At 67.3% G+C, this 14,689-nt stretch carries 7 protein-coding genes; 5 read left to right on the forward strand and 2 right to left on the reverse strand.

Annotated elements, in window-relative coordinates:
- Positions 1 to 212: 212 nt before the first annotated feature.
- A complete protein-coding gene (locus ABD768_RS16080; protein ID WP_344841329.1) occupies positions 213 to 1,706 on the forward strand; it encodes a glycerophosphodiester phosphodiesterase in 1,494 nt (497 codons plus the stop codon).
- Here ABD768_RS16080 and ABD768_RS16085 read toward each other — a convergent pair.
- Positions 1,690 to 2,628, reverse strand: a complete 939-nt coding sequence (locus ABD768_RS16085) for an FAD-dependent oxidoreductase (RefSeq protein WP_344841332.1) — start codon at positions 2,626 to 2,628, stop codon at positions 1,690 to 1,692. The two genes, ABD768_RS16080 and ABD768_RS16085, sit on opposite strands and share 17 nt — an antisense overlap.
- Positions 2,625 to 3,752: a hypothetical protein gene (locus ABD768_RS16090; protein ID WP_344841334.1), complete on the reverse strand. Its 1,128-nt coding sequence runs from the start codon at positions 3,750 to 3,752 to the stop codon at positions 2,625 to 2,627. The genes ABD768_RS16085 and ABD768_RS16090 overlap by 4 nt, the downstream gene beginning before the upstream one ends.
- A gap of 104 nt (positions 3,753 to 3,856) precedes the next feature.
- On the opposite strand from ABD768_RS16090, the gene ABD768_RS16095 reads away from it, so the two are divergent.
- From ABD768_RS16095 to ABD768_RS16110, 4 genes are all read left to right on the forward strand, one after another.
- Positions 3,857 to 4,651, forward strand: coding sequence for a mechanosensitive ion channel family protein (locus ABD768_RS16095; protein WP_344841336.1), 795 nt, complete (start codon positions 3,857 to 3,859; stop codon positions 4,649 to 4,651).
- A 261-nt stretch (positions 4,652 to 4,912) separates the two neighbouring features.
- Complete coding sequence (locus ABD768_RS16100; protein ID WP_344841338.1) at positions 4,913 to 7,078, forward strand: discoidin domain-containing protein; 2,166 nt, start codon at positions 4,913 to 4,915, stop codon at positions 7,076 to 7,078.
- 135 nt (positions 7,079 to 7,213) lie between these two features.
- Positions 7,214 to 10,603, forward strand: coding sequence for a CBM35 domain-containing protein (locus tag ABD768_RS16105; RefSeq protein WP_344841340.1), 3,390 nt, complete (start codon positions 7,214 to 7,216; stop codon positions 10,601 to 10,603).
- Positions 10,600 to 14,637, forward strand: coding sequence for a glycoside hydrolase family 88 protein (locus ABD768_RS16110; protein ID WP_344841342.1), 4,038 nt, complete (start codon positions 10,600 to 10,602; stop codon positions 14,635 to 14,637). Before ABD768_RS16105 ends, ABD768_RS16110 begins: the two co-directional genes overlap by 4 nt.
- Positions 14,638 to 14,689 lie beyond the last annotated feature (52 nt).

Raw genomic sequence — 14,689 nt, forward strand, 5'->3', positions numbered from 1 at the left:
CCCAACGGCGCGCGCCGGGAGGGTCTTGTACGTCACCGCGCGCAGGCGGATCGGCACTACGCGTTCTCGTGCGTCACGACAGTGCATCGAGCACTGCCGCAGGACGGGCTGGTGCCCTTACTCTTCGGCTAAGCCTGACCGGGGTGGTGGGGCGGGGAAGGTATTCATGCCGCGCAGGGGGGACTTGCGCGGTGCGTTGGAGAGGGCACCCGATGGATGAGTTGCTGCCGCGGACCCGGATCAGCCGCCGTACAACGCTGGGACTGCTCGGCGCCGTCGCAACCGGCTCGCTGGTCACTGGTTGTCGCGAGACGACGACCGGCGGCAGTATCGGCATCACCGGCGACTACAGCCTCACCGACTGGGTCGCGGACCGGGGCGACCGCTACCTGGTCGCGCACCGGGGCGTCGGTGACGTGTTCCCCGAGCACAGCATGGAGTCGTACGACGCTGCGGTCGGCTGGGGCGTACAGGCGATGGAGGTCAGTGTCGGCATCACTGCGGACAGTGTGCTGGTCTGCATGCACGACACGACCCTCGACCGGACCACCAACCTCACCGGCAACCTGCGGGCGGTCAAGTACTCCCAGCTGGAGAAGGGCTGGCTGCAGATCCCGCGGCTGGGCCCGCAATGGGCGGAGAAGAAGCTCAAGGTGCCGCTGTTCGAGGACGTCCTGCGCAAGTACGGCGGCCGGGTGATCCTCGCGATCGAGGCGAAGGACGAGCGGGCCTACGCGCCGATGATGGCGATGGTGGCGAAGTACCGGCTGGAATCGGCCGTGATGATCAAGACCTACTTCAAGAGCAAGCTGATCGCCGACGTGAAGTCGCTCGGGCTGGGCGTGTTCGCGTACTTCACCACGCCGGACGAGATGACCCCGGAGACGATCCAGTCGGTCGCCGCGCAGTTGTCGCCGCGGACGGACGCGATCGTCGTACCGAACGCCGGTCCCGGCGGCTACCTCGACGCGTCGCTGGTCGAGGCGGCTGTGGCGACCGGCATCCCGATCTGGCCGTATCCGCTGCACCGTCGGGCGGACGTCGCGCACTACACCGCGCTCGGCATGCAGGGCTCGGTCACCTCGAACCTCGGCTACATCCTCGGTAAGACCGAGCAGGTGACGACCGATCAGTGGGCGGCCGGAGCGGTCGTGTCGGGCGAGCTCACGCGGGATCCCTATGACGACCGGTTCGCCGTCAGCTGGGGGCGCGGCGGCAGCATCGGGCTCGCGGCGAAGGGCACGCAGCACTTCCTGACGCTGGGCAATCTCGGCCCGATCACCTCACCGGTCTACTCGGTCGAGTTCCAGGCGTCGTTCGCCGCCTTGCCGGCCGACCCGCTCGCGAGCCTCTCGCTGGCCTTCGGCCATGAGGACGACTCGTACTACGAGAACCGGATCGGGACCGTCAGCGGCTATCACGCGATCCTGCAGGCCAATGGGGAACTGGGCCTGTGGGCGCATCGGAGCGGGCAGCGGCCGGGGGTCAAGCTGGCCGTCCGGAAGTCCGCGCCGGTGTTCGCGGGCGAGTGGATGCGGTTCCGCCTCGACGTCACGCCGACCACGCTCACCTGGAGCCGCCTCGACCACCCGACGAAGGTGACGGTCGAGGACAAGACCTACCGGGGCGGCTACCTGCACCTAGGCCGCGCCTCTACCGACGGCAGCCTCGCACTGCGCGGTCTGAAGGTCACCCGCACGCCCTGACCGCATCCGCTGCGCACCCCCACGCCAGGGTGATGCCACTGCCGCCATGCCCGTAGTTGTGCACCACCGGTACTCCGTGCCCTTCGTCCCGCTCGAGCCTCACCTCGGGTCGGCCGGGCCGTAGCCCGACGAGCGCCTCGATGACCTCCGCCTCGGCCAGCGCCGGGACCAGGCCGGTGCAGCGGTCCACGATCGACTCGGTGAGCTCGTCGTTGACCCTGGTGTCCCAGGCGCCCGCATCGAGGCTGCCGCCGAGGATGCAGTCGTTCGTCCTCGGGTGGACGTAGGCGCGGCCGGCCGGGTGGTGCTCGTCGCGGACGGACAGGGTCAGGCCTGGGTTGGTGACTCTTACGATCTGACCGCGGATCGGGTAGGTGCTGGTGTCGCCGACCAGTACTCCGGCGGCTAGTCCCGCGCAGTTGACGATGACGTCTGGCTGGAGATCTTCCAGATCGTCGAGACGGTCTATCCGGCGGGTCTCCTGCTGGCCGCCTCCGTCGAGGTACTGGCGGTAGAGCCAGGGCAGGTACGTGGGCATCTCGACGAGCGGTACGGCGAAGCGCAGGCCGTGGCTGTAGCCGGGTGGGAGCTCGTCGGGTCGGGCTGGGCGGATGTCGCCTACAGCCTCGGCCCAGGGTTGGGGTTGCGGCTCGTCGCGGTAGAGGACGAGTGACTCGCGCATGACTACGCCTGGGACTCCACGGGCGGCTTCGGCGGCTAGTACGTCGTACGTGGTGGTGCCCCAGCTGGCGACCTTGTCTGCGGGGGCTGCTGCGGTTGGGAACCAGACAGCTGCTGCCAGGTGGGAGGTGGTCGCTTCGGTGGGATGAGCGCTGACCACGATCACCTCGTCGCCGCGCTGCCTGAGGAGGGTTGCGGTGGACAGACCGGAGATGCCGGCGCCGAGTACTACGACTCTCACTCGACCAGTCTTCGTTGGCGGCGGGTGAGGAGCAAGACGGCCAGCAGGAGCGCAGTACTGGCGACTACCAGGCCGATGGCGACACCGGCGACGTTGTTGGTCAGCTGGTAGAGGGAGATCGGCCAGATGACCAGGAGGATCGAGCAGCCGACTACGGCGTACGCCGATGCGTGGCGGCGGCCGTAGGCGACCAGGAGTGCGGCCGGGCCCGCAGTACCGACGGCGAGGGCCATCACCTCGCCTCGCTCTTGGACCAGCCAGCAGATGGAGGAACTGAACATCGCTGCGCCGGCGAGTGACCACGCGGTCACCTGGTCGCGGACTAGACCGATCATCGCCATCACGAAGGCGACGAGGATGAAACCGGTACCAGCGATGCCGGCGGAGTTGGTGGTCGTCGAAGTGTCCGGAGTGAGGACGTCCGCGGTGATCACCAACACACCGACGGCCAGGATCCCGAAAGTTGCCACCAGCAACGAAGACCCGGCCAGCCACCACACCCCGAGGACCGCCAGCGCAAGCGCCACGGCGACTCCGACGACCCGGCCGGTCTCCCCTTCGATCGCGACATAGGTGGCGAAGCCCGCCACACAACACCCCAGCGACGCCAACGCCGAACTCAACTGCTCCCGGCGCCGCAACAGGGCCAGCACCCCCGCCGTGCCCAGCAAGATGATCGCCGCACTGGCCCCAGTACTGATCCGGGCCGCCCGCCCCATCTCGCCCCAGTTGGCCAGCGTAAGAAGCGCCACCGCCCCCAGCAGCAACGCACCCCCGATATACCCCAAGACCTCAGTCAGCGCAGACGAATGCACAGCCGTGGGAGGCGGTCGCCGCTCCCAGCCCCGGGCACTACCGGACTGACCTGCTGCACCGCTGCGCCCATCCCCGGAACCTGCTGGGCTGCCCCGCCCGTCTGCGGAGCGAGCAGCGCCGGAGACGACGCGAGGCGGGTCGCCGGGGCGGCCGCCCTCCAACCCCTCGCCCGAGCGAGCGGCACTGGAGGCGGCGCGAGGCGCGGCGGCGTCTGCTTCGGCGGCTGCGCGGAGGGCCTCGGCCTGGTGGGGGCGCAGGACGCCCGCAGACACCAGCCTGGTCAGCTCGTCCTGCAGCCGGCTCGGCATATCCGTTCGTTCCTCCTCGCGAAATCTCCGGTCGGGGATTGCAGAGATCCTGGCGGCGATCACTACAGTAGGGCGGCGAGATGCCTATTCTGCTCAGTTACCCCGTGTCCCTGCTCAGTCACCCCCTGTTTTCCGTACCGGACACCTTCCCGACGTTCTTCCGGCGAGGCAACGACGGCAAGCTGGAGGTGACCGACCAGATCATCACCGTCCCGGCCCGGATCGTCGGCCTGATCCTCGCGTTCTTCATCGTCCGCTGGCTGCTGCACAAGGCGATCCGCCGCTTCGCGCGGCGTACCGGCAACGGCGCCGTGGCCGGCGTGCTGGCCCGCTCCAAGCGCGGCCAGGAGTTCGTCGAACAGACCCTGATGAGCGAACGCCGGACCCAGCGCGCCGAGACCATCGCGTCGCTCCTGTGCAGCTCGGTGACGATCATCCTGACCGCCGTCCTGGTCGTCATGGTCCTGGCCGAACTCGGCTTCAACATCCTCCCGGTCGTCGCCTCCGCAAGCATCATCGGCGTAGCACTCGGCTTCGGCGCCCAGACCCTGGTCAAGGACTTCCTGGCCGGCATCTTCATGATCTTCGAGGACCAGTACGGCGTAGGCGACCTGGTCGACATGGAGAAAGCCACCGGCGTAGTAGAGGCGGTAGGCCTCCGGGTCACCCGCCTCCGCGGCGAAGACGGCACCACCTGGTACGTCCGCAACGGCGAGGTCCTCCGCGTAGGCAACCTGACCACCCGAGACCCAGACGCCCCCGCCACCTCCACCACCGGCGTAGGCAGCGCCGCCGAAGCCGCCGACGGCCTAGCACCCCTAGAAGCCCCCGCCGACGAGCCCCCGCCCCGCTCCACCCCCGCCCACCACACCAGCGGCGGCCACGAGCCCACCGCCTAGCCGCCCCCTTCGACCTCAGCTGGCGCCTGCCGCCCCACCGCCCTGCCCACCCCAGCTCCACTGACTCGGCGCTAGCAGGTTTTCATAGCACTGGCGTGATGCAGGCCGCCGGCAACACAAAAACCCGCCACTCAGGGCCGCGCCCCAAAATTCACCGTCACAGATCTTGACCGGGTTGGTACTCGGGGTCATGATCGGACGAGCCATTGATTAGGAAACCTTCCTAACCAAAACCTGTTCGCCCCCAGGTTGGAGCTTGTCATGCTGAGTCCGTCCCGGCTGCGCGCTCTGGGAGTGCTGCTTGCCAGCGCTCTGTTCGCCGCGCTTCTCACCGCCACCCCAGCGACACCGGCCAACGCCGAGTTGCAGCATCCCAGACAGGAGTTTCTCCGCCAGGCGACCGGCGGGCTCTTCCTGCACTGGGGGATGCGCACCTCCCCCGGCTACACCAGCTGCAGCGCCTGGGAGAGCGCGGTCACGTCGGGCAACTGGGATCCGGCGTACTGGGTCCGCGAGGCGCAGAAGCTCCACACCCAGTACCTCGTACTCGCCACCTTCCACAGCCGCCTCGGCTACGCACGACCCTGGCCGTCAGCCATCCCCGGCAGTTGCCACTCCAAGCGCGACATCCTCAAGGAGACCATCGACGCGGCGACCGCCAAGGGCCTGAAGGTCATCCTCTACATGACCGACGACCCGCAATGGCACGCGGAAGGCCTGCCGGCAGGGAAAAGCTGGCTCGACTCGGCTGCCTACTCGCAGTACAAGGGCAAGTCCGTCGACCTGACCACCCGCGACGGATTCGGCGAGTTCAGCTACGACAACTTCGTCGAGGTGATGCAGCGGTACCCGGCGCTCGGCGGCTTCTGGATCGACAACGACAACGCCTACTGGGAGACCCACGGGCTGTACGAGAAGATCCGCCAGGACCGGCCCAGCTTCACCCTCAGCAACAACAACGAGGACACGCCGATCATGGACATGATCAGCAACGAGCAGAAGACCGGCATGTCCCCCGCCTACGACTACCCGCAGGCGATCTACACCGCGGCACCCCGCCTGATCGAGGCCGACTTCAAGCTCCCGAGCACCGGTTCCTGGTGGTACGGCGGTGGCGACCCCGCCGTCGACACCGGGCTCAACATCGGCCGGCTGATCAGCAACACCGGCTCCTCGGTGAAGTCGCTGATGGCCGAGACGGCGATGGTCAACGGCCGCTTCCCGGCCAAGCAGGAGCAATTCAACAACCTTCTTGACAAATATCTCGACCCGATCTGGCCGTCCGTCACCGGTACGACGGGAGGCGGCTACGACCGCGGCGGCCTGCAACCCGGCGACTGGAACGACGGCGCCCACGGCGTCACCACCGTGAGCTCCACCAACCCGGACCTGCACTACGTCCACGTCCTCACCAAGCCCTCGGGCAGCACCCTCAAGATCCGCGACAACGGCTACCGCGTCACCAGAGTCACCAACCTCCGCACCGGCGCCACCATCGCCAGCAGCCAGGCCAACGGCACCCTCACCCTGACCGGCCTCACCACCTGGGACCCGTACGACACGGTCTTCCGCGTCGAGACCGACGGCCGCGAGGGGATCATCCCGCCCACCACGTATACGACGACCGCCTCGGCCGGCAGCAATCCCGGCAACGCCACGGACGGTAGCTACCTGACGTACTGGGACAGCAACAAGACCACCCCCGTCTCCCTGCGCTTCGACCTCAAAGCACCGAAGCGGATCCAGTACCTCGGTATCAACCAGCGCGAGGACTCGGTCAGCTACGCCCGCTCGGCAACCGAGCAATCCGCCCGCATCCGCGACTACAAGGTCTACGTCAGCAGCGACGGCACCAACTGGGGCAACCCGATCAAGACCGGCACCCTGCCGAGCCACAGAGCGGTAGCGTTCATCGACCTCCCCGCACAGACCGCGCGGCACGTACGGCTCGAGGTGCTCAACACCTACGCGGCGTCCAGCGACACCATCCGCTACAAGCGCCTCCGCATCGACGAGGCCTGGGTCGGTACGTCGTACGCGGGCGCAGGCACCCCCTCGACCCGGTACGAGGCCGAGAACGCCACCTGCCAAGGCACCGTCGACAGCGACCACGCCGGGTACTCCGGTACCGGCTTCTGCAACACCGACAACGCCATCGGCGCCAGCCTCCAGTGGACGGTCAACGCGACCACTGCCGGCCCAGCGAACCTCTCCATCGACTATGCCAACGGCACCACGGCCGCCCGCCCCATGACCGTCACCGTCAACGGCGTAGCGGCAGGTACCCAGCAATTCGCCCCGACCGGCGCCTGGACCACCTGGCAGACCGCCCCGGTCGCCGCCACCCTCCAGTCCGGCCCCAACACCATCACCCTCACGGCGACCACAGCCACCGGCGGCCCCAACCTCGACTACCTCGACCGCTGACGCCGCACCCCGGCGACAGCCTCGACCGCCACCGCCCTAGCCCGGGCGACCATCCCGACCGCGAGCGCCCCCGACCGGCGTGCTCGCCGCACCAGCTAGTCCGTCACATCTCTCCGCCCGCCCCAGGAGGCAGTTGTGCGAACTCGATGGATCTTCATGGTCCTTGCAGTGCTGACCTTGTTCATCCTGCCAACCTCACCAGCCCACGCCGCCACCTTCGACGTCCGTGACTACGGCGCCAAAGGCGACGGCACCACCAATGACACAGCGGCCATCAACAAGGCGATCAACGCCGCCAGCGCGGCCGGCGGCGGCACCGTCCGGTTCACCGCCGGCAACTACCGCTCAGCCAACACGATCCACCTGAAGAGCAACCTCACCATCCAGCTCGACGCCGGCTCCACCATCCTCGGCGCCGGCAACGACACCTACGACGCCGCCGAGCCGAACCCGAACGACGAGTACCAGGACTACGGCCACAGCCACTTCCACAACGCGATGATGTACGGCGACCGGCTGACCAACGTCACCTTCACCGGCACCGGCACGATCGACGGCGACGACCACCTGATCACCGGCAACCCCAAGGCCGGCCAGGCCGACAAGATCATCTCGCTGACCCGCTGCAACGGCCTGAAGATCGACGGCATCAGGCTCCGCCAGGGCGGCCACTTCGCGATCCTCAGCAACGGCTGCGACAACATCACCTCCAACAACCTGAGGGTCGAGACCGCCGGCGACCGCGACGGCTGGAACGTGATCAACGCCAAGAACGTCACCGTCACCAACGCGAACATCGCGGCCAACGACGACGCCCTGGTCTTCAAGAGCGACTGGGCCCTCGGCCAGACGATCGACAACGGCCACGTCCGGGTGAGCGACTCCAAGCTGTCCGCCGGCTGCTGCAACGCGCTGATGTTCGGCTCGGAGACCTGCGGCGACTTCACCGACTACGTCTTCGAGCGGATCACCATCACCGGCGCCGGCAAGTCCGGGCTCGGCCTGGTCTCGATGGACGGCAGCAAGATCTCCGACGTGCACTACCGCGACATCACGATGTCCGGCACCCGCGGCCACATCATGCAGAAGATCGGCACCCGCCGGCGCTGCGGCGACAGCCCGGGGATCGGTGGCATCAGCGACATCACCTACCAGAACGTCACCGGTACCTACAACGGCTCAGCCGGTACCGCCTACAGCTCGACGCTCTGGGGCGAAGCGGCCGCCGCCAACCGGATCCGCAACGTCAGCTTCGACAACGTCAAGCTCACCGTCCCCGGCGGCAACGGCACGATGAGCACGGGCGTACCGAGTAACGATCCGACCAACTACAACCCGAACAGCATCGGCACCCGGCCCGCCTACGGCTGGTACCTCCGCCGGGTCGACGGCGTGAAGTTCACCAACAGCTCGGTCGAGTTCGCGTCCAACGACGGCCGGCCGGCCGTGATCGCGAACGAGAGCAACAACGTCCGGCTGGACGGCTTCACCGCCGAGCGCGGCACCAACAGCCCACATGACATCGGGTTCCAGACCGTCACCGGGTACTGCGCAACAGGCCAGAACACCACCGGCGGCGCACTGCGAGTCAACGCCACGGGATCCAGCGGCAACTGCACACCTCCCAGCAGCACCCGGCTAGAGGCCGAGAACGCCGTGTGCCAAGGCACTGTCGACAGCGACCACGCCGGGTACTCCGGTACCGGCTTCTGCAACACCACCAACGCAGTCGGCGCCAGCGTCGAGTGGACGGTCAATGCGCCCACCGCAGGCAGCTACACGCTGGGCATCCGCCATGCCAACGGCACCACGGTCAACCGGCCGATGAGCGTGGCAGTCAACGGCACAGTCGTCGCAGCCGCTCAGGCGTTCCCTGGTACCGGCGCCTGGACCACCTGGCAGACAGTGCCGGTCACTGCCGCCCTGCAGGCCGGCACGAACACCGTGCGGCTCAGTGCGACCACAGCACTCGGTGGACCGAACATCGACTACCTGGAGACGACGGCCCGGCCAGCGATGGCGGTTGCGCTCGAGAACGGCCTGGCGCGGACGCCACCGATGGGGTTCAACAACTGGAACTCGACCAAGTGCCGGGCGGAGTTCAACGAGGCGATGATCAAGGGCATCGCGGACCTGTTCGTCAGCAAGGGCCTGAAGGCGGCCGGATACCAGTACGTCAACATCGACGACTGCTGGGCACTCCCCCAGCGCAACGCCCAGGGCAACCTCGTACCCGACCCCGCCCGCTTCCCCAACGGCATCAAGGCGCTGGCCGACTACGTGCAGGGCAAAGGGCTCAAGTTCGGCCTCTACACGAGCGCCGGCACCAAGACCTGCGACAAGGCCGGGTTCCCTGGTGGGCTCGGGCATGAGAAGCAGGACGCGAACCTGTTCGCCTCCTGGGGTGTCGACTACCTCAAGTACGACAACTGCAACAACCAGAACGTCGACGCCCAGCAGCGCTACAAGGCCATGCGGGACGCCCTGCGCGACACCGGTCGCCCGATCACCTACTCGATCTGCGAGTGGGGCCGGACAGGCCCGCCGCGCGTGTGGGAGTGGGGCGGCGACGTCGGCAACCTCTGGCGTACCACGGGCGACATCAGCGACAACTGGTCGAGCATGATCAGCAAGGCCCAGGCCAACCGAGTCCTGGCGCAGTACGCGGGTCCTGGGCACTGGAACGACCCGGACATGCTCGAGGTCGGCAACGGCGGGATGACCGCTGCGGAGTACAAGACGCACCTCAGTCTCTGGGCGATGATGTCTGCCCCGCTGCTGATCGGTACTGACCTCCGCAAGGCCTCTGACGAGACGTACAGCATCCTCACCAACCAGGACGTCATCGCTGTCGACCAGGACCGGCTCGGCCGCCAGGCGACAGTAGTCAGCTCCAGCGGCGGCCTGGTCGTCTACGGCAAGACCCTGGCCAACGGCGACCGCGCAGTAGCCCTCTCCAACGAGACCACGGCTGCAGCCACGATCAGTACTACGGCCGCTGCGCTAGGGCTCGGCGGCTCCTCGTCGTACGAGCTGAAGGACCTGTGGAGCAAGACAACCCGTAGTACCAGCGGCAGTATCAGCGCATCCGTCCCAGCGCACGGCACTGTCATCTACCGCGTCTCCCGGGTCGGTACTACGACCCGCTACGAAGCCGAGCTGGCCAGCTCCACCCCCGGAAGCACAGTGGACAAGGACCACTCCGGGTACTCCGGTACTGGCTTCGTCAACACGCCCAACGCCGTCGGCAGCTATGTCGAGTGGACGGTCGCGCAGCCGCAGGCCGGCGCCGCAACTCTCGTGTTCGACCACGCCAACGGCACCACCACCGACCGCCCGATGGACATCTCCGTCAACGGCGTCGTGGTCAAGAAGAACGTCAGTTTCCCGAACACCGGGGCCTGGACGCTGTGGCGCGACAACGTGACGACGGTGAATCTCGCCGCCGGCCAGAACGTGATCCGCGCGACCGCCACCAGCACCGGCGGCACGCCCAACCTCGACTACCTGGAGGTCGCTCGATGAAGGCTCGCTGGCTGGCAGTGCTCTCCGCGCTGCTACTGATACCGACACCCGCGTCCGCTGCTCCAGCGGCAACCGACTACCAAGCAGAGAACGCGACGATCTCCAAGGGCGTGGTGGAGTCCAACCACACCGGCTACACGGGGACCGGGTTCGTCAACTACGACAACGTCACCGGTAGCTACGTGCAGTTCACCGTGTCCGCGGCTTCGGCGGGGCCTGCGGGCCTCACCTTCCGGTTCGCCAACGGGACGACCACCGACCGGCCGATGACGATCACGGTGAACGGAACGACCGTCGCGACCGCGCGATCGTTCCCGGGGACGGGTGCTTGGACGACCTGGCAGGACGCGGTCGTCAACACCACTTTGGTTGCCGGAAGCAACACGATCCGGGCCACCGCGACCACCGCGAACGGCGGTCCGAACCTGGATCGGCTGCAGGTCGGTGCGCCGTCGGACACCGAGCACCCGACAGCGCCGGGGCAACCGGTCTGCAGCGACATCACCTTCAACGCGCTGACCCTGAGCTTCCCGGCGTCGACGGACAACGTGGGGGTCGTCGCGTACGACATCTACAACCAGGGGCAGAAGATCGCGGAGGCCCCGAATCCGCCGGGGTCGCCGTATCGGTTGACCGGGTTGCGGCCGAACGCACAGTACGAGTTGTCGGTGTTCGGGCGGGATGCGGCCGGCAATGTGTCGGCGACCAGCCCGGAGGCGATCTGCACGACGACGGCTGATCCGGGTGACCCGACGCCGCCATCCGCTCCGGGGCAGCCCACGGTTACCGGGGTCAACCAGACTGGGGCCACCGTGTCGTGGGGCGCGTCTACGGATAATCGGGGCGTTACGCAGTACGACGTCAGGAATGCCAGCAACGCAGTACTCGACTCCGTGACCGGTACGCCGCCCGCGACGTCGAAGACGTTGAGCACGCTCGCTTGCAATACGGCGTACACGATCCATGTCGTGGCGAAGGATGCCGCGGGCAACACCTCTGCGAAGAGCCCGACGGCGACCTTCACGACAGGGGCTTGCGAAGGCGGCAACAACCCGGCGACGCCGACGCAGGTCTCCACCGGCTGGTCGATCCCGTGGGACATCGCCTGGGCGCCGGACGGCAGCTTCGCGCTGGTGACCGAGCGGGACTCGTTCAAGGTCTTCAAGATCAACAAGAACGGCTCGGGCAAGACGCAGGTCGGGACCGTACCGAACGCTGTCACCACCGACGGCGAAGGCGGCCTGATGGGCGTCGCGTTCTCGCCGACCTGGAACGGCGGCTCGGACCAGCAGGTGTTCTTCATGCACACGGCGTCCGAGGGCAACCGCGTCGCGAAGATGAACTTCAACGGGACGGCGCTGTCCAGCTACGGCACGATCCTGAGCGGGATGCGGAAGAGCCGCTACCACAACGGCGGCCGGATCCGGTTCGGTCCGGACGGCTACCTGTACGTCGCGATCGGCGACTCGCAGCAGGGCAACCTGGCCCAGGACAAGAACGCGCTCAACGGCAAGATCCTGCGCATCACCAAGACGGGCGCGGCTGCTCCGGGCAACCCGTTCGGTACTGCGGTCTACAGCTACGGTCACCGCAATCCGCAGGGGCTGGCCTGGGACTCGGCCGGACGGCTCTGGTCGTCCGAACTCGGCGACTCGACGTCGGACGAGCTCAACCTGATCCAGCCGGGCAAGAACTACGGCTGGCCGACCTGCGAAGGCAGTTGCAGCACGGCCGGTATGACGAACCCGAAGAAGACGTGGTCGGTGTCGTCGGCCTCGCCGAGTGGGCTCGCTTATGCCAACGGCGCGCTGTTCATGGCGGCGTTGCGGGGTCAGCGGATGTGGCGGATCCCGCTCAACGGCGAGAACGTCGGGACGGTCACGTCGCACTGGAGCGGGACGTACGGACGGCTGCGCGCGGTCGCGAAGGTGCCGGGTGAGAACGCGATCTGGTTCACCACCACGAACGCCGACAACAACGGCGGCCAGCCGGACGGCTCCGACAAGATCCTCCGCTCCAACCTCACCACCGGGAAAGCCGCCAGCACTCTGAAAGCTGTCGCGGCGGACCCAGCAGCGATGCCGGCGGCGCCCTACCTGTACCTGGGTTGGGGCAATCCGCAGAAGCCCACCGACGTGATGAAGGCGGCCGGCAACAAGTGGTTCACGCTCGCCTTCATCCTGTCCGACGGCGGCTGCAACCCGAAGTGGGACGGCAGCCGCGCCCTCACCGGCGGCAGCGACCAGGCCGCGATCAACAGCATCCGCGCGGCCGGCGGCGACGTCATCCCGTCCTTCGGCGGCTGGTCCGGCAAGAAACTCGGCCAGGCGTGCACCAGCGCCTCGGCGCTGGCCGGCGCCTACCAGAAGGTGATCAACGCCTATGCGCTGAAGGCGATCGACATCGACATCGAGAACACCGAGTTCCAGAACAACACCGTGCAGAAGCGGGTGATCGACGCGCTGAAGATCATCAAGACGAACAACCCCGGTCTCAAGACCTACATCACGATGGGCACCGACCAGGGCGGCCCGGACTCGTGGGGCAGCGGGCTGATCAGCAAGGGCGCCGCGGCGGGGTTGGCGAACGACGGCTGGGTCCTGATGCCGTTCGACTTCGGTGGTGGCAGCACCAACATGGCAACGCTGTCGATGAAGGCGTCCGAGGGGCTGAAGGCGAAGCTGAAGAGCGCCTACGGCTACAGCGACGACCAGGCGTACCGGCGGATGGGCATCTCGTCGATGAACGGCAAGACCGACGACTCCAGTGAGACGGTTCGGCTGGCTGATTTCAAGACGTTGCTCGCGTACGCGCAGCAGCATCACCTGGCCCGCTTCACGTTCTGGTCGGTCAACCGGGATCGGGCCTGCTCGGGTGGTGGCGCCGGTGACGACTGCAGTGGGGTTTCGCAGAAGGCGTACGACTTCACGAAGGTCATCGCTCAGTACAGGTTGCCGGCGGGTTTTAGCGCGCCGGCCGCTCGGAGTACCGACTGGTCGGTGGCAATGGTGGACTCGACGATGGCCCGGTACACGCCCGGTTCGCTCGGCGGCTGGTCGTACACGAACGGGCTCTATCTGTACGGGCAGTACCTGGTCTATCAGCGGACGCACAACCCGAAGTACCTGGCGTACATCAAGTCCTGGGTCGACCGGTTCGTCGACAGCAGCGGGAACATCGACAACAGCTTCGGCAACCTGGACAGCATGCTGTCGGGGCGGCTGCTGGTGATCCTGCATCACGAGACCGGGCAGGACCGGTACAAGATCGCCGCGACGAAGATCCGCAACCGGTTGAAGACCTATCCCCGCACGGCCGACGGCGGCTTCTGGCACGCGACCAGCCGGCAGCACCAGCTGTGGGGCGACGGGGTCTTCATGGTGAACCCGTTCCTGGCGGAGTACGGGCGGGAGTTCGGCGATTCGGCGTACACGAACAAGGAGACGGTCGACCAGCTCCTGACGTATGCGAGTCACCTGCAGCGGTCCACGGGGTTGCTGCGGCACGCGTACGACGAATCGCACACCCAGTCCTGGGCCGACCCCAGCACCGGCCAGTCCCCCGAGGTCTGGTGCCGGGCTGAGGGCTGGTACGGGATGGCCGCGATCGACGTACTGGAGGTGATCCCCGCCAGCCAACCCCGCCGGGCCGAACTACTCCAAGTGCTGCAGAAGCTCATCGCGGCCTACAAGACCTACCAGGACCCCGCCACCGGCCGCTGGTTCCAGGTGGTCGACAAAGGCGGCCGCTCCGACAACTGGACCGAGACCTCCTGCTCCAGCATGTACACCTTCGTCATCTCCCGAGCCGTCCAGCGCGGCTACGTGGACGCCTCCTACAGCACGGTCGCCCAACGCGGGTATCAAGGCGTCCTCGCCAAACTCTCTCTAGGAAGTGACGGCCGTACCAACCTCAAGGACATCTCCATCGGCACCAACGTAGGCGACTACGCGTACTACATCGCCCGGGACCGAGCCACCAACGACCGCCACGGCCTGGGCGCCTTCCTGATCATGAACGAACAACTCCGCTGACCCCGACCGGAAGGCGCCGAGACCCCGGGGGCGGGATCGCGGCGCCTTCCTC

The organism is Kribbella ginsengisoli, assembly GCF_039537185.1.
Lineage (GTDB): Bacteria > Actinomycetota > Actinomycetes > Propionibacteriales > Kribbellaceae > Kribbella > Kribbella koreensis.

Excerpts from the sequence above, each read along its gene's own strand:
- ABD768_RS16080 (WP_344841329.1), top strand. The coding sequence starts at position 213 with ATGGATGAGTTGCTGCCGCGGACCCGGATCAGCCGCCGTACAACGCTG.
- ABD768_RS16090 (WP_344841334.1), bottom strand. The coding sequence starts at position 3,752 with ATGCCGAGCCGGCTGCAGGACGAGCTGACCAGGCTGGTGTCTGCGGGC.
- ABD768_RS16100 (WP_344841338.1), top strand. The coding sequence starts at position 4,913 with ATGCTGAGTCCGTCCCGGCTGCGCGCTCTGGGAGTGCTGCTTGCCAGC.
- ABD768_RS16110 (WP_344841342.1), top strand. The coding sequence starts at position 10,600 with ATGAAGGCTCGCTGGCTGGCAGTGCTCTCCGCGCTGCTACTGATACCG.